General features: G+C 27.4%; 23 protein-coding genes. 18 read left to right on the top strand and 5 right to left on the bottom strand.

Translation table 11 applies throughout. From position 1 onward, the window contains the following. The 11 genes from ACRDDE_RS12190 to ACRDDE_RS12140 form a co-directional block, all read left to right on the top strand. Nucleotides 1-237, top strand: a 237-nt coding sequence (locus ACRDDE_RS12190) for a TOBE domain-containing protein (protein WP_438627655.1), incomplete at its 5' end; no start/stop codon positions are given. 98 nt (nucleotides 238-335) lie between these two features. Next, entirely contained in the window at nucleotides 336-1,106 is a 771-nt protein-coding gene (locus ACRDDE_RS12185) for a helix-turn-helix domain-containing protein (protein WP_438627653.1), read from the top strand. Between the two features lie 93 nt (nucleotides 1,107-1,199). Then, complete coding sequence (locus ACRDDE_RS12180) at nucleotides 1,200-2,360, top strand: D-alanyl-D-alanine carboxypeptidase family protein (protein WP_438627651.1); 1,161 nt, start codon at nucleotides 1,200-1,202, stop codon at nucleotides 2,358-2,360. 287 nt (nucleotides 2,361-2,647) lie between these two features. Continuing rightward, nucleotides 2,648-3,241, top strand: a complete 594-nt coding sequence (locus tag ACRDDE_RS12175; RefSeq protein WP_438627649.1) for a site-2 protease family protein — start codon at nucleotides 2,648-2,650, stop codon at nucleotides 3,239-3,241. Nucleotides 3,242-3,274: 33 nt separating this feature from the next. Further along, nucleotides 3,275-4,000 carry a segregation and condensation protein A gene (locus ACRDDE_RS12170; RefSeq protein ID WP_438627647.1) on the top strand — a complete coding sequence of 242 codons (726 nt, stop codon included), beginning with the start codon at nucleotides 3,275-3,277 and terminating at the stop codon, nucleotides 3,998-4,000. 1 nt (nucleotide 4,001) lies between these two features. Next, nucleotides 4,002-4,529, top strand: a complete 528-nt coding sequence (gene scpB, locus ACRDDE_RS12165; protein ID WP_438627645.1) for an SMC-Scp complex subunit ScpB — start codon at nucleotides 4,002-4,004, stop codon at nucleotides 4,527-4,529. Between the two features lie 87 nt (nucleotides 4,530-4,616). Next, nucleotides 4,617-5,276 carry a hypothetical protein gene (locus ACRDDE_RS12160; RefSeq protein ID WP_438627643.1) on the top strand — a complete coding sequence of 220 codons (660 nt, stop codon included), beginning with the start codon at nucleotides 4,617-4,619 and terminating at the stop codon, nucleotides 5,274-5,276. Continuing rightward, entirely contained in the window at nucleotides 5,230-5,661 is a 432-nt protein-coding gene (locus ACRDDE_RS12155; protein ID WP_187359423.1) for a GerW family sporulation protein, read from the top strand. The genes ACRDDE_RS12160 and ACRDDE_RS12155 overlap by 47 nt, the downstream gene beginning before the upstream one ends. A gap of 234 nt (nucleotides 5,662-5,895) precedes the next feature. After that, complete coding sequence (locus ACRDDE_RS12150) at nucleotides 5,896-6,336, top strand: MarR family winged helix-turn-helix transcriptional regulator (protein ID WP_438627641.1); 441 nt, start codon at nucleotides 5,896-5,898, stop codon at nucleotides 6,334-6,336. A gap of 77 nt (nucleotides 6,337-6,413) precedes the next feature. Beyond that, nucleotides 6,414-7,847 (top strand): leucyl aminopeptidase, encoded by a 1,434-nt coding sequence (locus tag ACRDDE_RS12145; RefSeq protein WP_438627639.1) that lies wholly within the window; start codon nucleotides 6,414-6,416, stop codon nucleotides 7,845-7,847. A 236-nt stretch (nucleotides 7,848-8,083) separates the two neighbouring features. After that, nucleotides 8,084-8,722 carry a hypothetical protein gene (locus ACRDDE_RS12140; RefSeq protein WP_438627637.1) on the top strand — a complete coding sequence of 213 codons (639 nt, stop codon included), beginning with the start codon at nucleotides 8,084-8,086 and terminating at the stop codon, nucleotides 8,720-8,722. A 5-nt stretch (nucleotides 8,723-8,727) separates the two neighbouring features. Here ACRDDE_RS12140 and ACRDDE_RS12135 read toward each other — a convergent pair whose 3' ends face one another. After that, on the bottom strand, nucleotides 8,728-9,399 hold the full coding sequence (locus ACRDDE_RS12135; protein WP_438627635.1) for a TMEM164 family acyltransferase: 672 nt from the start codon (nucleotides 9,397-9,399) through the stop codon (nucleotides 8,728-8,730). 206 nt (nucleotides 9,400-9,605) lie between these two features. Here ACRDDE_RS12135 and ACRDDE_RS12130 point away from each other — a divergent pair, with 206 nt between their 5' ends. Beyond that, a complete protein-coding gene (locus ACRDDE_RS12130; RefSeq protein ID WP_438627633.1) occupies nucleotides 9,606-10,562 on the top strand; it encodes a 2Fe-2S iron-sulfur cluster-binding protein in 957 nt (318 codons plus the stop codon). A gap of 30 nt (nucleotides 10,563-10,592) precedes the next feature. Beyond that, a complete protein-coding gene (locus ACRDDE_RS12125; protein ID WP_438627631.1) occupies nucleotides 10,593-11,384 on the top strand; it encodes an FAD-dependent oxidoreductase in 792 nt (263 codons plus the stop codon). Nucleotides 11,385-11,428: 44 nt separating this feature from the next. On the opposite strand, the gene ACRDDE_RS12120 is transcribed toward ACRDDE_RS12125, so the two are convergent. The 3 genes from ACRDDE_RS12120 to ACRDDE_RS12110 are packed head-to-tail and all read right to left on the bottom strand — an operon-like array spanning nucleotide 11,429 to nucleotide 13,926. Beyond that, entirely contained in the window at nucleotides 11,429-13,009 is a 1,581-nt protein-coding gene (locus ACRDDE_RS12120; RefSeq protein WP_438627629.1) for a recombinase family protein, read from the bottom strand. A gap of 20 nt (nucleotides 13,010-13,029) precedes the next feature. Continuing rightward, nucleotides 13,030-13,476, bottom strand: coding sequence for an ImmA/IrrE family metallo-endopeptidase (locus ACRDDE_RS12115; RefSeq protein WP_438627627.1), 447 nt, complete (start codon nucleotides 13,474-13,476; stop codon nucleotides 13,030-13,032). Nucleotides 13,477-13,518: 42 nt separating this feature from the next. Further along, nucleotides 13,519-13,926 carry a helix-turn-helix domain-containing protein gene (locus tag ACRDDE_RS12110; RefSeq protein ID WP_438627625.1) on the bottom strand — a complete coding sequence of 136 codons (408 nt, stop codon included), beginning with the start codon at nucleotides 13,924-13,926 and terminating at the stop codon, nucleotides 13,519-13,521. Nucleotides 13,927-14,095: 169 nt separating this feature from the next. Between ACRDDE_RS12110 and ACRDDE_RS12105 the strand changes: the two genes are divergently transcribed. The 3 genes from ACRDDE_RS12105 (at nucleotide 14,096) to ACRDDE_RS12095 (ending at nucleotide 15,375) form a co-directional block, all read left to right on the top strand. Next, entirely contained in the window at nucleotides 14,096-14,314 is a 219-nt protein-coding gene (locus ACRDDE_RS12105; RefSeq protein ID WP_142730421.1) for a helix-turn-helix transcriptional regulator, read from the top strand. Between the two features lie 17 nt (nucleotides 14,315-14,331). Then, on the top strand, nucleotides 14,332-15,144 hold the full coding sequence (locus ACRDDE_RS12100; RefSeq protein ID WP_438627623.1) for a phage antirepressor KilAC domain-containing protein: 813 nt from the start codon (nucleotides 14,332-14,334) through the stop codon (nucleotides 15,142-15,144). Nucleotides 15,145-15,216: 72 nt separating this feature from the next. Further along, nucleotides 15,217-15,375, top strand: coding sequence for a hypothetical protein (locus ACRDDE_RS12095; RefSeq protein ID WP_170182773.1), 159 nt, complete (start codon nucleotides 15,217-15,219; stop codon nucleotides 15,373-15,375). A gap of 86 nt (nucleotides 15,376-15,461) precedes the next feature. Here the strand turns inward: ACRDDE_RS12095 and ACRDDE_RS12090 are convergent, their stop codons facing one another. Beyond that, nucleotides 15,462-15,728, bottom strand: a complete 267-nt coding sequence (locus ACRDDE_RS12090) for a hypothetical protein (protein ID WP_438627621.1) — start codon at nucleotides 15,726-15,728, stop codon at nucleotides 15,462-15,464. A 306-nt stretch (nucleotides 15,729-16,034) separates the two neighbouring features. On the opposite strand from ACRDDE_RS12090, the gene ACRDDE_RS12085 reads away from it, so the two are divergent. Continuing rightward, entirely contained in the window at nucleotides 16,035-16,988 is a 954-nt protein-coding gene (locus ACRDDE_RS12085; RefSeq protein ID WP_438627619.1) for a DnaD domain protein, read from the top strand. Continuing rightward, nucleotides 16,972-17,658: a DnaA ATPase domain-containing protein gene (locus ACRDDE_RS12080; RefSeq protein WP_438627617.1), complete on the top strand. Its 687-nt coding sequence runs from the start codon at nucleotides 16,972-16,974 to the stop codon at nucleotides 17,656-17,658. Before ACRDDE_RS12085 ends, ACRDDE_RS12080 begins: the two co-directional genes overlap by 17 nt. The last annotated feature ends 35 nt before the right edge of the window (nucleotides 17,659-17,693 follow it).

The following is a 17,693-nucleotide window of genomic DNA, read 5'->3' as shown; positions in this document are numbered from 1 at the left end:
ATTCATATAGAAGATATATTTATAGATAACAGCCAAGATACAATATTTAATGCTACAGTAGAAATAAGTGAGCTTATGGGGGCAGAAGTATATGCATACTTAACTGTTGGAGGTAAGAGTATAACTTCAAGATTTGATTCAAGATATAATGTTAAATACGGTCAGAACTTAAAGTTAGCTCTAGATAAAAATAAAGTTCATCTATTTGATAAAGAAACTGCTAATGCAATAAGATAGTAAACTATTTAAAAGCTGAGAAACTAAGAGTATATTTTGGTTTCTCAGCTTTTGTTTTATAATAGAGATAAGTAAACTAAAAAATAAGAGGTGGGATGGTGAAGAATTTAATAGAGTTTTTTGAAAATCAATTGGGGAAAAAGATTAATTTATACAAATATAATAAAAATGATATTTTAAAAGAAAATCATCAAATTGTAGTTTGGGACAATCAAAAGTATGTTATTGAACTTATAGAAGAGGATAATATTAATAATTTAAAAGGAAATTTTTATTTGATATATCAAAAGAATGTAAATAAGACTTTATTAAATGAGATTTTAACGACTCTATATGAAGATGTGAATATAGTAAACTATAAAGGAAATTTTATATTAAACACAGAGAATGTAGACTTAATAAATAAGGATACTCCTCAAATCATAGAGACTGAATCTTATGAAAAGACATACATAATAAATTTAGGTGAAATTAAAAGTAAAGATGAGTTTGATATTAAGTTAGACTTGATCAAAAGGTTAAAAAAATATATAGCGATAGAAAATAGTGATAGGAAATATTTTGATATATTTGATTTAGCTTTATACAATATGATTGAATTATGTGGAACTGATATTATATATAAAAAATTATTTGATTATAATTTAATTGATAAGGTAGATAATTTAGTTTTAGAAACTGGTATAGCTTTCATAGAAACTGGATTTAACATATCTAAGACATCTAATAAGATATATTTGCATAGAAATACATTAATATATAGACTAGAAAAAATTAAAGATGTATTGGGAATGGATATAAAAAACTTTAATGAAGCTTGCATATACTATATAATTGTAAAGAATTATTTGGTAAATAAAACCATATAAAAATCTTATAATTGATGTTTATTAAAATACTCGCATAAATTTAGGCAAAATGTGAAAAAATAGTATCAAATAAAACATCAAGAGGTGAAATTAATGAGACGATTTACTAGTGTAGTTTTAGCTATTATGATGGTTTTTATGTCTTTTAGCGTTACAGCTTTTGCAGATGATAAAAAAGCTAATACATCTATGGAATTATCATCTAAATCAGCTATATTAATGGATGTAGGAAGTGGACAAATATTATTTGAAAAAAATTCACATGAGAAACTTCCTCCAGCAAGTGTTACAAAAGTAATGACAATGTTACTTGCAGTTGAAGCTTTAGATAGTGGAAAGATAAAGTTAGATGACCAGGTTCAAATAAGTGAAAGAGCATCGGAAATGGGTGGAAGTCAGATTTTCTTAGAACCAGGAGAAACTCAAAAGGTTGACGATTTATTAAAAGGTATTGCAGTTGCTTCTGCAAACGATGCATGTGTAGCTATGGCTGAGTTTATAGGAGGAAGTGAAGAAGAGTTTGTTGGTATGATGAATGATAAAGCAAAAGAATTGGGAATGAAAGATACTCATTTTTCTAATACTAACGGATTACCTGTAGACAATCACTATACGTCAGCACATGATATAGCTTTAATGTCTAAAGAATTATTAAAGCATGAAAAAATAACTAAATATTTGACAACTTGGATGGATAAAATAGTAGTTGGTAAAAAGCAAGTATCTATAGGACTTGCTAATACTAATAAAATGATTAAACACTATCAAGGAGCAACTGGTGTAAAAACAGGATTTACTCAAGAAGCAAAATACTGTTTATCTGCATCAGCTAAAAGAGGAGAGACACATTTAGTAGCAGCAACTTTAGGTTCACCTACAACACAAGAAAGATTTAAAGATGCATCATCTCTTTTAAGTTATGGATTTGCGAACTATGAAAGTGTTAAATTATGCTCTAGAGGAGATGCTATAGCTACACTAAAATTAGATAAAGCTGAAGAAAATAAAGTTAACTTAGTTGCAAAAGAAGATTTAACAGCTCTTATCAAAAAAGGTGAAAGCAAAGATTTTACTAAAAAAATACAAGTTTGTGAAAATATAAAAATGCCAGTTAAAAAAGGTACTAAATTAGGAACTATAAACATTTATAAAGGAAATAACCAAGTAGGTAAAGTTGATCTTGTAAATGAAAAAGATATAAACAAAGCAAGTTACTTTAGAATGTTTGAAAGAGTAATAGACAACATGTTTTAAAAGGCCTAGATAAACTAGGTCTTTTTTACGCTTAAGAAAATCATATTTACTAAAAAAATGTAAATATCCTATAAAACTTAGTTACATCAAAATTATATGTTTTGAGCGTAAAAAAGCTTTTTGAGCAACGGACGAAGTCGTTGGCGACATGAACGAAGTGAATTTTTTATGATATTAAATAATCAAAGTGAAATCTTTAAGTATAAGATTTTTATCAATGATAATTTGATTATAAAGATAGATATTGTTATAATAATATTAAAACTTAAAAAATAGGAGAAAATTGAATGAATATATTAAGTCAGTTTTTGGTAACTGCAGTAGGAATAGCAGTTGCTATATCTGTTCATGAATTTGGACATGCATATGTAGCTCATCTTCTAGGAGATGATACTGCAAAAATGAGCGGAAGAATGACGTTAGATCCATTAAAACATCTGGATCCATTAGGACTTATAATGCTTATAATTGCAAGATTTGGATGGGCAAAGCCAGTTCCTGTAAATCCAAATAATTTTAAAAATTATAAGGTTGGAAATTTGTTAGTTTCTTTAGCAGGGCCAGCATTTAACCTGTTAACAGCTATAATATTTGCAAACCTTATGAGATTTGCTAGTATTGAAGCAGTACTAATTATATTTAATGCTATAGTTTCGTATTGTATAGGATTTGCAGCATTTAACCTATTACCATTGCCACCACTTGATGGATGGGGAATAATATCTACATTTATACCACTTAAATATTATGATGTTGCTTATAAGTATGAAAGTATGAGTACATTTATATTTATACTTTTAATATTAACTAATTTCCATTTAATAATATTAAATCCTATAGTAAATGTATTATATAGTATAGTGGCTACATTTATAATTTAAATGGTAAATTTATACTAAAAACCGAGGTAATTTATGAAATATAGTGTACAACTTAAGGTATATGAAGGGCCTCTAGATCTTTTATATGATCTTATAGCAAAACATAAAATAGATATAAAGGATATATCTATAATAGAGATAACTAAACAATATTTAGCATACTTAGATATGCTTGAAGAATTTGATTTAGAAATAGCAAGTGAATTTATAATAATGGCATCGAAGCTTTTACAAATAAAATCTAAATATTTACTATACAAGCAAAGAAATGATGAAGAAGAGGAAGATCCTAGACTTGAACTTATGGAAAAGCTTGTGGAGTATAAAAAGTTTAAAAATGCTACAGACGACTTAAAAAGTAATGTTACTTACATAGAAGATGTATTTTATAGGAAGAAAGAAGAGGTAGTAGTTGAAGAAAATTTAGATTTAGAAACGATATCTCTAGACTCTATAGTAAAAATACTTCCTCATATATTGAAAGTGAAAAAAGATGAATTAGAAGAAGTAAAAGATGAAAAGTTAAACAAGATTGTTAGAACTCGTATTATATCTGTAGAGGAAAAGATGCACTATGTTAGAGATATCATGAAAGAAAAAGAAAATATAAGGTTTACAAATCTGATAGATACATATGAAAAAGATGAAATAATAGCAACTTTTTTATCGGTTTTAGAACTTATAAAAACAAATGAAATAATGGTTGTTCAAGACTTATTCTTTGAAGATATCTTAATAAAGAGGAATATGGAGAGTTAATATGAGACGTGATGAAATAAAAAATATTATAGAAGCTATAATGTTTGCATATAGTGAACCTATAAGCATAAAAGATTTAAATAATGCTATAAATGAAGAACTTTCTTCTAAAGAAATTGAGATAATGTTAAATAGCTTAATTGAGGATTACAAAGAAAATAACAGGGGTATTCAAATCATTAAATTACAAGATAAATATCAAATGTGTACAAATAAAGAGTACTCAGAATTTATAAAAAATATATTAGAGCCAAAAAGAAAGAAGACTTTAAGTCAAGCAACTTTAGAAACTTTAACAATTATCGCATACAAGCAACCTATAACAAAGGTTGAAATAGAAGAAATAAGAGGCGTTAAAAGTGATAAGGTTATACAAACACTTCTTGAAAATGACCTTATATATGAAGCAGGAAGACTAGATAGAATTGGTAAGCCTATAATTTATAAAACTACTAATGAGTTTTTAAAATTACTAAATATAGAAAAATTAGAGGATTTACCATCTATAGAAAAATATGAAAACGAATAAATCTTAAAATAGTAGATGAGATAAAATATTTATTTATCATCTACTATTTTTTTGCATACTTTTGAAAAAATGGAAAATAATATAAATATGAACTATAAAGATTTAATGAGTATTTTATTTATTTCTATTGTAGTAGGAATACCGATTCTATTTTTTATTTTAAATAGTAGGATTCATTTAATTGTAACAGCTGATATAGATAATAAAAATACAGAGATAAGGGTATCACTTAGATACTTTTTTAATTTAATCAATATAACAAGAACTGTCTATCCTATAAGTAAGCCAAAAGAAGAAAAGAAAAATAAAAAAAATAAGGAGAGTAAAAGTAAAACTAAAAAAGTTAAATTACAAATGATTCAATTAGAAAATTTGATAGCTTTATATAGGACTGTTAGAAAGGTTCAAGTAAGTGAAGTATATTCTAATTTATCATATGGAAGTGAAAATATAAATTTTACTTCTTTTATATATGTCTTAATAAATATTTTATATGGAAATATAAGTAATTATTTTGATTCAGAAAAAATGTATTTAAAAGTAACACCCTGCTATACTCAAAACTTCATAAAATATAAGGGAGTTTTACATATAAGACCTACTATGAAGGATATAGTAGTTTTAATTAAGGGAATTTATAAAATATATATTGATATAAAAGTATATAAAAAAGTAAAATATAATGAGGAGTGTGAAGTGAATGAGATCGGCAAGTTCGATAAAGAGTATAATGGATACAACTCTTGATTCAATTAGAACAACTATTGATGCAAATACTATTATTGGAGATCCAATTAGAACAGAAACAACTGTAGTAGTTCCTATATCTAAGGTAACAATAGGATTTGGTATAGGTGGAGGCGAGTATTCAAGAGGACAATGTGAAAAACAGAGTGAAAAAAAAGAAATACAAAACACAGATGATTCAAACTTTGCAGGAGGAAGTGCAGGCGCGATATCGCTTCAACCAGTAGCATTTGTAGTAGTTGAAAATGGAGAAACAAGACTTATGAGCTTAGATCATAATATAAATATGGTTGATAATATATTAAGCGTTACACCTAAAATACTAGAAAAAATTCAAAAATTAAAAAATAATGATTGTGAAAATAAGGATAATAAAGAATGTTAAAATAAAGAATAAAAGCTATAGAAAAAGGTTAATTCATTTCTATAGCTTTTGTTTTTGAGCAACGGACAAAGTCGTTGGCGACATGAACAAAGTGAATTTTTTAAAAATATTTTACAATTTAATCATTTGTCACTTAAAAAATTAGAAAAACAATAGTATAATACATATAAGGCAAGTTAATTTTTAGGGTTAAATTAAACTGTCAGGGTTTTAAACTATAGGAGAGGTGAGCATATGGAAAATAAAGAAATATCAAAATTATTGATACAAAGTATGAACAATTATCAAAATTTGATTAAATCAACAAATACTGATAGATATAAAAAAGGTAAAGTATTAACAAAGAAGCAATTTTTTACTTTGGTTGAAATTCAAAAGCGTGAAAAAATAGAATTAAAGAATTTAAGTAAAGAGTTATATGTTTCAACATCTAGTTTATGTATACTTTTAAACAAGCTAGTAGAGTTAGGGTATGTTTATAGAGAAGAAGATTCTAAAGATAGAAGAAATACTTTTTATGGTATAACAGCGGAAGGTGAAGTTGTAGTTAATACAGAAGTAGAAAAGTTTATGCAGATAGTAAATGATAAAATAGATAAATTAGATTTACAAAAGAAAAAAGAACTTGAAGAAAGTTTACAAAAAACTATTAATATAATGAAAGAAATAATATAGCTTATGTAGAATAAATTTATAGTGTAGATATTTATAAAGTGGGTAAGTATCTATTATAAATTTATAGGAGGTATATTATGAGTATAAAGATTGCAAATGAAAAAAATTTGATACAAGAAAATGAGTTAAGTATATTTTTTATAGACAGCGATAAAAAAGTTGAATTTAAAGAAAAGGCTTTAGAAGCTTTAAAAGAAGAGTTTGAGGCTACTTGTTGTAATATAGAATTAAATAAAATATATACAGAAGATAAATTTTTAAACGTAATGTTTGTTGGCTTAGGAAATGATGAAAACTTATCTATGGATGACATAAGAAACATTGGTGGAGACATATCAAGAAAATTGAAAAAAATGAAATCTAAAAAGGTAAGTTTTTTAAATATAGAAGAGTACTTAAATAAAGATCATGTAAAAGCTTTAGTAGAAGGTCTTGAATTAGGGGCATATGATTTTACTAAGTATATTACAAGTAATGAAACTGATAAAGAAATAATAATAAATTTAGGCTTAAATGAGAACTTCAGCAATAGTATAAATGAAGGTGAATTACTTGCACAAATGACATTAGTATCAAGAAGCTTAGTGAATGAACCATCAAATGTTATATACCCAGCAACTCTAGCTTATGAAGTTGTAGAATTAGGTAAAACGTTTGGCTTTGAAACTGAGATATATGGTAAGCAAGAAATTGAAAATTTAGGAATGGATGCATTCTTAGCAGTAGCTAAAGGTTCTGATAAAGAGCCTAAACTCATAGTTATGAGATACTTTGGAGATGAAAATAGTGAAGATGTATTAGGTTTAGTTGGAAAAGGATTAACATACGATTCAGGTGGATACTCTATAAAACCTACAAACTCTATGGTTGATATGAAAACAGACATGGGTGGAGCAGGAGCTGTAATTGGAGCTATGTGTGGTATTGCAAAAGCTAAACTTAATAAAAATGTTATAGCTGTAGTAGCTGCTTGTGAGAATTTAATTTCTGGAAATGCATATAAGCCAGGAGATATAATAAATTCAATGGGCAAAAAGACAATAGAAATTTTAAATACAGATGCAGAAGGTAGATTAACTTTAATAGATGCTGTTTATTATGCTATAAATAAAGAAAAAGTTAATAAAGTTGTAGATATAGCTACATTAACAGGAGCAGCGGTAGTAGCCCTTGGAGATGTTGTAACTCCTGTATTATCTAATAATGAAGAGTTTTATAGTTTATTAGATGAAGCAGCAAAAACATCAGGTGAAAAAATCTGGAGAATGCCAGTATTTGATGAATATAAAAAAGTTTTAAAAGGTAAGGAAGCTGATTTAAATAATAGTCCTGGTAGAGATGGTGGTTGTATAACTGCTGGATTATTTATAGGTGAATTTGTAGGAGATACTCCTTGGATTCATATGGATATAGCAGGGACTAGCGTTAGTTCTAAGGAAAGTGGATATAAATCTAAAGGAGCTACAGGAGAAGGAGCAAGAACTTTATATAATTTAACAAAATTAATTTAAAAGATTTCTTAAGTTAGTACAATCTAGGTAAATTGTGGTATAATTAAATTAACCTAAGATTTTAAATTTTCTTCTTACATACTAAAGTATATGTTTACTCGCCTAGTGGCGAGTTTTTTTTTGAGCAATGTGGGAAGTAAGTTTTTTATTTATTAATCTGAAAATTAAGAAAAAAGATAGTTTATATGTGATATAATTAATATATATAAATATTTTAAATTCAGTGGGGTGAATTTATGGGGGATAAGGAAAAGAGTTTTAAAGATGAAAATTTTATTATTTATACTGGTATGGTAAAGTATATAAGAAATTTAAAGATGCTTGAAATTCATAAAAGAGATATCAGTCAAAAGGTTTATAATTTATATATAAATTTAAGCAATAAAAATATTAGCTTAGAGAAATATATAGTTAATCCTAGGGAGTTTTGTGATACTATATGCAAAGATTATATAATAAATACACCTGTTTATGCTGTATACTTAGAGACTATCAAAAAACTTTCATTAGTAATAGCAATAATGGCGTTATTTTGCGACTTGATCTTAGACAAACCATTAGTTAGCAAATATTTTGTATATATATTGATTGGTGCTTTCTTTATTTCAATTGTATTAACATATTTGAAGCTTTATAGATCTGAAAAGTATGGTTTAGAAGAAGAACCACTTAAATATAAAATTTTATATAATATTAGTGCATTGATTTTAATAGTTCCAATTTTTATATGGAAAAACAAGATTTTAGAAAATGGGAAAATTAGTATGATTTTCATAGGATTAATTTTCATAGGAATGTTTTTTATAAGTTCTTATATAGTTAAAAAAAGTAAAAAAAATATAGATAAAAAAACAAGTTATAAGAGTACTATTTAATACTCTTATAACTTGTTTTTTCGTTTGAATTTAAAATCAATATTATTGTTATCTTTAATTAATGTAGGTAAATAAATTAAAGATGTAATAAATGTGAATAACAATATGCTATAAAAATTAGCATTTGAAAAACTATAATCATAATGAGCATTAGTGAAGTGATTTAATAAAAAAGTAAATAAGAAAAATAAAGAACATGCTTTTATATTATCTACTATACATCTAGAATTCACATAAAACTTTCTGACTCCAACTAAATAAACTAAAGAATATAAAAGTAATAATCTAGATGCTATATAAAAGAAATAAAGAATATGTGGAAACTCAAAATATAAATCTTTAAAAAATATTAAGTCGCCTATAGAACAAACTATACTCCATGAGAAAAATACATTAAATAAATGATATTTTTTAAAAAGTAAAATAGCGATACACAAATATATTGTTATGCTTGTTATGTTTATCGGAAGTGTGTACAAAACATTATAACTTCCTAAAGAAATTAAACATATTTGTTCTAATATAATTATGAATACAAATGATAGGCATATAATTTTTTCTACTAAATAGCTGTATGGAAGTAAGTTTTTGGTTAGCTTAGGCAATAAGAATAAGAATATAGCTACAAAAAGTAGAATTATTAAATGTTCATTAGAAAAAACAAAATTAGAATTCAATAAACTCCCCCCTAACTATTTATAAGCAAGTTTAAATATGTAATCATGTCCTTTTATACATTATATTCCAAAGTAGTAGTTATGATATATAGTTTTTAAAAATTTATATAAATATTTAATTGTAACAAAATAAAAATTAGATAATAAATTAATACTATAGCAGTTAAAAATTAGACATTTAAAAATCATCTAAAGGAAGTGGTCTTTTGAAAAGAATAAGCATACAACCATGTGCTGATTGCGGAAGTAAATATTGTCCGTGTCATTTAGCATATTCAGGAGATTGTATTCAATGTAGTTTAATACAAGGCAGTAAAACTTGTGATTGTATTTGGCAGGGGGTTTGTGTATACAATGAATTGCAACACAATCGAAATGCAGCTTGTAATGAAAAGCAAGATGTTTTGTGTGATGTTGTAACAAAAAAAGAATTAAAAGAGGATATATACTTACTAGAGATAAGAACACCTAAAATTTTATTAGAAGAACTATTAAATCCTGGTTCTTATATATTATTAAGATGCAAAGACCAAATTGACTCAAGATATAATGTACCTATATCTGTTATGGATATAGATGTTGAAAATGAAATTTTAAAAGTAATAATTAAAGAGGTTGGACATAAGACTAAATCGTTATTAAGTTTTGATAAAGTATGGGTAAGAGGTCCATACTTAAATGGGGTATTAGGACTTAAGGAGTTTAAACTTACAACAAATAGTAATGTAGCAGTAATATTAAGCGGTTTATCTCAAGTAAATGCACCTAAAATAATTAAGTATATCTTAAAAAATAACAATCATGTAGAAGTATTTGTAGACACTAGAAGAACTATTTTAGATGAGGTTATAGACAAAATAAAAGAGTTAAATGTTAATATTCACTTCATAAATATAAAAGAAGATGAAGAGCTAATTAAAGACTATATAAGAAGAAATAATGTAGAACTTGTGTATAGCGGTGGATTTAATTCTTTTAATAAGGAAATCATGAAACTAGTTGATAGTGTTGACGAAAACATTAGATTCTCAATAGCAAATAATAATTTAATTGTATGTGGGGAAGGAATATGTGGAGGATGTACGGTTGTAATTAATGGTAAGAGAACGAAATCTTGTAAAGCTCAAATCAATGGAAGAGATTATCTAAAAAGTTTAAAATAAATTTGTTTTAGGTTTAAGGGGGAATTTAAAGTGGCAAAAGTAGTAGTTATAGGCGGCGGATGGGCTGGTTGTGCAGCTGCAATATCTGCAAGGAAAGCAGGAGCAGAGGTTACTATTTTAGAAAGAACCGATCTTTTACTAGGACTTGGTAATGTTGGAGGAATAATGAGAAACAATGGAAGATATACTGCAACAGAAGAAGCTATAGCCCTAGGAGCAAGTGAGTTATTTGAATTAACAGATAAGTATAGTACACACAAAGACATGGATTTTCCAGGCCACAAACATTCAACTATATATAATGTAACAGAAATTGAAAAGCCTGTAAGAGAAAAAATATTAAGTATGGGTATAGAAGTAAGATTTTTCTCTAGAGTTATAGATGTAAAATTAGATGGTAAGAAAATAAAAGCTGTTGTTTTAGAAGATGGGGAGATTATAAGTGGAGATTCATTTGTAGAAACAACAGGATCTTCAGGCCCTATGGGAAATTGCACTAAGTACGGTAATGGATGCGCTATGTGTGTTTTAAGATGTCCTTCATTTGGAGGAAGAGTTAGTATAACTAGTAAGTGTGGAATAGAAGATATGTATGGAAGAAGAAACACAGGGGAGTTAGGGGCTTTTAGTGGCTCTATGAAATTATTAAAAGAAAGTTTAAGTGAAGAAATTCAAAAAGATTTAAATGAAAAAGGTTGTGCTGTAATACCTTTACCAGAAGAACTTGTAAATACAGAGAAACTTGATATAAAAGTTTGTCAACAATACTCACTACCTGAGTTTGCTAAGAATTTAATCCTTATAGATACAGGTCATGCATGATTGTATGTATTGCGACACTTTGGCAATAAAAGGAAGGGAGTCTTCTATTTTTTTTTACTCCCCCAAAATTCAATATCAACCTCTTGTTTTTCCCCATCCCAATTTATCTTATCAACAATCACACCGAGCATAAATTTCCTTTTATGAAAATCCTCGATACAATCGAAATAACTTTTAAATTCATTAACAGCATTTATAACCAACTCAACATTTCTAAAATCTCTTTTATTATTATCAACCTCATTAACTAAATCACTATACTTCTTATTAAGTTCTTTAATTTCTTTACCGAGCTCATTAATCTTTTCTTTGAATAAATCAGAAAGCTCATCATCAAAATCAACCATTCTTTCAAATAAACTATTTAACTGAATTTTTTTAGATTTAATCTTAGCTTGGATATCTGTAATATCTTTCTCTCTAGAAGATGCAGAACTTTCACCGTCATTTAAATTGGATAAAAGCATATCAGTATCGATATCCATAATACTTTCAATAATAACTTTTTCAATATCAGGACCTTTTACATTCTTATTATCACATGCAACTCCTTTTGAATTGACCTTTTTAGTACAAGTATAATAGTGGTAGTTACGACCATAAGTAACTCTCATAGGAGAACCACACTTACTACATCTAATAATACCTGTTAAAAGACCTTTCTTAGATGTTCCAAGCCTTAAACTCTTGGTATTATCCTTATTCTTATCAAGAAGCTGTTGCACGAGTAACCAATCATTACCATTTATAATTCCTTTTGAGTTACAAACTGCTGCTATCCATTCACTTTTATCTTGTTTAACACCTTTGGATTTTTTATTATAAGTAAGTATCCCACATTCATTGGGATCTCCAGACACATTGATACCTTTATTTTTTAGATAATTTAAAACTGACTCATCACTTTTAACATAGATAGGATTTCTAAGAATTTTACTTATAGATGAAGCTGAAAATTCTTTATTTCTTTTACCAGTAAAATTTGTAGTATACATAAACGCTACAACTTGAGTAATAGAACCTAATTCTAGGTACTTTCTATAAATTAATCGTATAATCTCAAGTTCTTCTTTATTTGGAATTAGTTTGCTCATTTTTCTTTCTTTAAGCTCATCATCAATATATGATATATTTTCTGAGTTAAATCCAAGTGGAGCAGTACCACCAAGCCATCGACCACTTTTAGCAAGTTCAAGCATGTTATCTCGAACACGTTCCGCAATAGTTTCTCTTTCTAATTGAGCAAACACTGAAGCGATAAACATCATAGCTCTACCCATTGGAGTAGAAGTATCAAATTGTTCTCTAATGGATACAAAAGATATATTATATTTTTGTAAATCTTCTATAAGAGAAGAGAAGTCTGCTATATTTCTTGAAACTCTATCAAGCCTATAACAAATTAAAATATCAAATTTTTTATTCTTTGCATCAGATAAGAGTTTTTGAAACTCAGGTCTATCTAAGTTCTTACCACTAAAACCTTCATCCTCATAAACAAAAATATCACTTTGACTAGCACCAAAATGACTTTTAGCATAATCGCTACAAAGTTGTATTTGGTTTTCTATAGATTCACCTTTACCAGTAAAAACCGACTTTCTTGAGTAAATTGCTATTTTCAATTAAAACACCTCCAACTTTGTTAAAGAGTATCATTATCTAGATTCTTTGCCTTGTAACGTACAAGATTATATGGAATACACGAGCACTTAGATATATGTTCTAAAGTGCATCCTTGGTATTCTTTAAATATATAGTCATCAAGCAAAAGTTCAGCAGCGAATAAATTTGCCTGACGTTTATATCTTTCCTTAACTGATAAAGTATTATTACTTAAAAACAAAATATTTTCTCCCTCATGTAAAACTGCATGACCCAATTCATGAGCTGCTACTATAAGTCTATGCTCGTAAGGAAGATCACTATTTATATAAATAATTTTTTCTCCAAATATTTCTTGATAACATCCGTTTAAACCACCCCTTAATGGTTTCTCAACTAATATTATGGCTAAATAATCTATTAAATCAAATGGATTATTAGTCTTATATTTATTAATTAGATTTCTTGCCTCATATTTTATGTTCATTAAAATCTCCCCTAAATATAAAGAACTATTAACTTTATTAATTTATTTTTTTTCCCTTAGTTTTTCTTCTTGCTTTTTCTTTGCCATAGCTATACCAATTTCCATGGCTGAAAGTAAACTTTCTACTGCATCTGCATTTAAATATTCCCCATCAAACATTAAGGCGTCACTATTTTCAAGTTGGGCTTTAATATCTTCTAAAGCTTTTTTTACATCAGATTTACCCTTTTTAGATAAAGGGTTCTTTTCATCTGTTTTCCCAAATAAGTAATCAATTGAAACATTAAAGTAATCCGATAACTGGCTAAGCATTTCACTCTTTGGCTCTCGAGTGCCATTTTCATATCTAGACAATGTTACCTTAGTGGTATTCAAATCGTTTGCCATTTGCTCTAAAGTAAGACCTTTTTCTTTTCTCAATTCTCTCAATCTAAAAGCTAAAGTTTCCATTTGTTCACCTCGTTTATTTATAATTATAATAAAAGTTACCTAAAAGTAAACAAAAGTAACCAAATATAATAAAAATAATATTAAATAGTATTGACTAGTTACCTAAATGGTAATATAATTTAATCATAGAAAGTTACCATTTAGGTAATAATAAGGAGGGGGAGAATATTTGATTTATAAAAATAACTTAAAGGGAATTAGAGTTAGTAAAGGTTTAACACAAGAAAGTTTAGCTAGACTCATAAACATGCCAAAATCAACTTACATTAAAAAAGAAAATGAGGAAACTTTCTTTAACATAAAAGAAGCTAAAAAAATAGCAGAAGTATTAGGATTAGGGGTAGAATATATTTTTTTAAATGAGGGTTACCAAAAGGGTAATAAGTAGTAAAAGGGGGAGTAGAAATGGAGATTTTTAGAAATGAAGAGTTTGGAGAAGTAGGGGTAATAGTAGTTGATAATAAAGAATATTTCGATGCAATTGAAAGTGCTAGAATCTTAGGTTATGCAAATCCTAGAGATGCAGTGATAAGACACTGTAATAAAGAGGGTGTCGTGTTCCATGACGTAGGGGTAATTACAGGTAAAAAGAGAAATGGGGAAGATGCAATACAGTTTGTAAATAAGAAATTTATAGATGAAGCTAATTTATATAGATTAATTATTAGGTCGAAACTTAAAAGTGCTAGAAGATTTGAAAAGTGGGTATTTGAAACAGTCTTACCAACAATAAGAAGTCATGGAGCTTATATGACTGATAATGTATTAGAAGAAGTTTTAGACAATCCAAACTTTTTAAATAGATTGATGGGAAAATTGATAGATGAAAAATCTAAAAGATGTGAAGCTGAAAGAAAAGTTGGATTATTAAAAGAAAGCATAGTAGTTAATAAGCCATATGTTGAATTTTCTAAAACAATAAGCGAAGTAGATGGAGCAATTAGCATAGGATCTTTTGCAAAGTTATTAAATAACAACAACATACCTATAGGAAGAAATAGACTTTACTTTTGGTTTAGAGAAAATGGATATTTAATAAAAAAGGGAAAAGAGAAAAATACACCTAAACAAAAATACATAGATAGAGGATTATTTAAAGTTATAGAAAGAGTAGTTCAAACAGAAAGTGGAAATAAGCTAAGTGTAACACCTCTTATAACAGGGAAAGGACAGCTACACTTTTTAAAAGTTATAGAAGAAGATTACATACTGAGCTAATAACCTAGTGAATAGGACAAAACAAGATACTCATACATTTAAGTATAAGTATTTGTTTAGGGGGAGCTTAGTATGAAAGTTGTATTGCATTTACCTCAACAAGAAAACATAGAGGAATTTCAAGATAGAATGTATTCAACTCTAGCTAGGATATTAAGAGATTCATTAAAACCAGAGGAGTTGAGAAGTTTAATTAACAAATTAGAAGAAGCTAAAGAAAACATAAGTTAGATAAAAAAACCTCGTTAAAAATAAATACAATAAAAATAGGATTTATATAGAATAATCAAATGTTTAATTTATATAAATCCTAAGTTTTAAAACATAGAAAAAATATCTAATGCAGCAATAGTAAAACTCACTACTGTATTAAATAAAGAAAAAAACTGTATTATACTATAAAGCTTATAGTTATGTATCGTATCATATAAGCTGATACATCCAATAGTCAATAAGCCTATAATACTTAAAATAATAATATCAGCAAATATATCAATGCAAATTAAGATTAAAGCAATGATTGCTAACATAGAAGATAATGAAAAACGTTTAGATAAAGTATAAGTGTTTGTTGCACGTTTCAATATAAATCACCTCTATATACTTATATGAAATTATATAAGATTTAAAACTAAATAAAATATATTGAAAAATGGACAAGCACTATAGTAATTAGAACGTTAGTAGTTAAAGGTAAGAATAAAAAATAATAAAGCAGTATCAAACACAAAAGGCACGGGGGTGGCGAGAATTTTCTTATGAGTTAGTGAAGTGGTAAATAAATTCATTGACGAAACGTTAAAGCTCGAGTCCTTTAGAGCTTTACAGTGAAGGAAAGGAATATATTTATCACGAACGCCCACCTCACTAAGAAAACAGGGGGATATATTATGGCAGTATTCAGACAAGTACACATAGATTTTTGGCAAGATGGTTTTGTATTAGATTTAACACCAGAAGAGAAATACTTCTACTTATATCTAATGACTAACAGCAAAACTACTCAATGTGGAGTTTATGAACTTCCAAGAAGAATAATAGAAACTGAAACAGGATACAACAGAGAAACAGTTGAAAAACTTTTAGATAGATTTGAAGGTTATAAAAAGATAGTCTATGATAAATCTTCAAATGAGATATTTATAAATAACTGGGTTAAATACAATAAGATAGTTAGCCCAAAAGTTAAAAAATGCGTAGAAAAAGAGTTAAAAGAAATTAAAAGTCAAACTTTGATAAACCTATTTTTAAATGAATGCAATAAGTATGGATACAGTATCGATACCCATATCAAAAAAGTGGACAACTATTTAAATACAGTATCTATACCCATGACTAAAACTGAAAGCAACTTAGATAACCACTATGGGGAAGAAAAAGAAAAACAAAAAGAAAAAGAAGAAGAAAAATACATAAATAAAGATGTAGGTATGGATATGTGTGTAAAAGAAGATGTATCTAAATATGCAAAACTATATGAGCAAAATATAGGACTTATTAATGGAATTGTAGCAGAGTGGTTAATTGAAATTAGTGAAACTATAGATTTTAGATTATTTAAAAGAGCTATAGAAATAGCAACAGATAATGGAAGATGCAATAAAGGGTATGTTAACGGAATTATAAAACAATGGATAGAAAAAAATATAAAGACTTTTGAAGATTTAAAAGCCTATGAAATTGGAAAATTAAATCAAGGGGGAAATGAAAATGGATCACCTATCAATGAGCATGGAAAATCTAAGTATCAAAGAGATGCTAACTCAGAGGACTCAAACATTTATAGAAAACCAACAGAAGAAGAACTTAGAGAAATCAGAGCATTCATTGAGGGAGAAAACTAAATATAGATGTAATAAGTGTAGAGATTTAACTTTTATAATTGAAGGGGATACAGCTATTCCTTGTGAATGTAGAGCATTAAGAGAAGCTGAAGAGATTTTAAAATCAAGTGGGATAAGTGATGAATTTAGGAAAAAGACTTTTGAAAGCTTCGATTATACATATGATATTCAAGTAGTGGAAGCTTATAAAAAAGCTAATAAATATGTTAATAGCTTCAATGAAATCAAAAATACTAGAAATAACTCAATAATGTTTTTAGGACAAGTAGGTTCAGGGAAAACTCATTTATCACTAGCGATTGCAAATAAACTTATGGATAACTGTGTTGGAGTTTTATATATGTCTTATCGAGAAGCTATAACTAGGATTAAACAAAATGTAATGGATAGTGAGGAGTATGAAAGGATTATTGGTAGATATAAAAGAGCTAAGGTACTTTTAATAGATGATTTATTTAAGGGGAGCATTACTAAGAGTGATATAAATATTATGTTTGAGATTGTTAATTTTAGATATTTTAATAATTTGCCAGTTATAGTGAGTTGTGAAAGAGAAGTTGAAGAGCTTTTGGATATTGATGAAGCGGTGGGGAGTAGGTTGATTGAAATGAGTAAGGGAAGTATTGTGGAGTTTAAGGGTAGGAAGCTTAATTATAGGGTTTATGTATAAAGCTCATATTTAGGAAATTAGATCTATAAATAGTG

It is taken from the genome of Paraclostridium sp. (assembly GCF_051656405.1).
Classification (GTDB): Bacteria; Bacillota; Clostridia; order Peptostreptococcales; family Peptostreptococcaceae; genus Paraclostridium.
This window is presented reverse-complemented; position numbering and strand designations above follow the sequence as displayed.

Coding starts and splice junctions, on each gene's coding strand:
- ACRDDE_RS12180 (WP_438627651.1), top strand. CDS start 1,200: ATGAGACGATTTACTAGTGTAGTTTTAGCTATTATGATGGTTTTTATG.
- ACRDDE_RS12175 (WP_438627649.1), top strand. CDS start 2,648: ATGAATATATTAAGTCAGTTTTTGGTAACTGCAGTAGGAATAGCAGTT.
- ACRDDE_RS12170 (WP_438627647.1), top strand. CDS start 3,275: ATGAAATATAGTGTACAACTTAAGGTATATGAAGGGCCTCTAGATCTT.
- scpB (WP_438627645.1), top strand. CDS start 4,002: ATGAGACGTGATGAAATAAAAAATATTATAGAAGCTATAATGTTTGCA.
- ACRDDE_RS12160 (WP_438627643.1), top strand. CDS start 4,617: ATGAACTATAAAGATTTAATGAGTATTTTATTTATTTCTATTGTAGTA.
- ACRDDE_RS12155 (WP_187359423.1), top strand. CDS start 5,230: ATGAGATCGGCAAGTTCGATAAAGAGTATAATGGATACAACTCTTGAT.
- ACRDDE_RS12150 (WP_438627641.1), top strand. CDS start 5,896: ATGGAAAATAAAGAAATATCAAAATTATTGATACAAAGTATGAACAAT.
- ACRDDE_RS12145 (WP_438627639.1), top strand. CDS start 6,414: ATGAGTATAAAGATTGCAAATGAAAAAAATTTGATACAAGAAAATGAG.
- ACRDDE_RS12140 (WP_438627637.1), top strand. CDS start 8,084: ATGGGGGATAAGGAAAAGAGTTTTAAAGATGAAAATTTTATTATTTAT.
- ACRDDE_RS12115 (WP_438627627.1), bottom strand. CDS start 13,476: ATGAACATAAAATATGAGGCAAGAAATCTAATTAATAAATATAAGACT.
- ACRDDE_RS12110 (WP_438627625.1), bottom strand. CDS start 13,926: ATGGAAACTTTAGCTTTTAGATTGAGAGAATTGAGAAAAGAAAAAGGT.
- ACRDDE_RS12100 (WP_438627623.1), top strand. CDS start 14,332: ATGGAGATTTTTAGAAATGAAGAGTTTGGAGAAGTAGGGGTAATAGTA.
- ACRDDE_RS12095 (WP_170182773.1), top strand. CDS start 15,217: ATGAAAGTTGTATTGCATTTACCTCAACAAGAAAACATAGAGGAATTT.
- ACRDDE_RS12085 (WP_438627619.1), top strand. CDS start 16,035: ATGGCAGTATTCAGACAAGTACACATAGATTTTTGGCAAGATGGTTTT.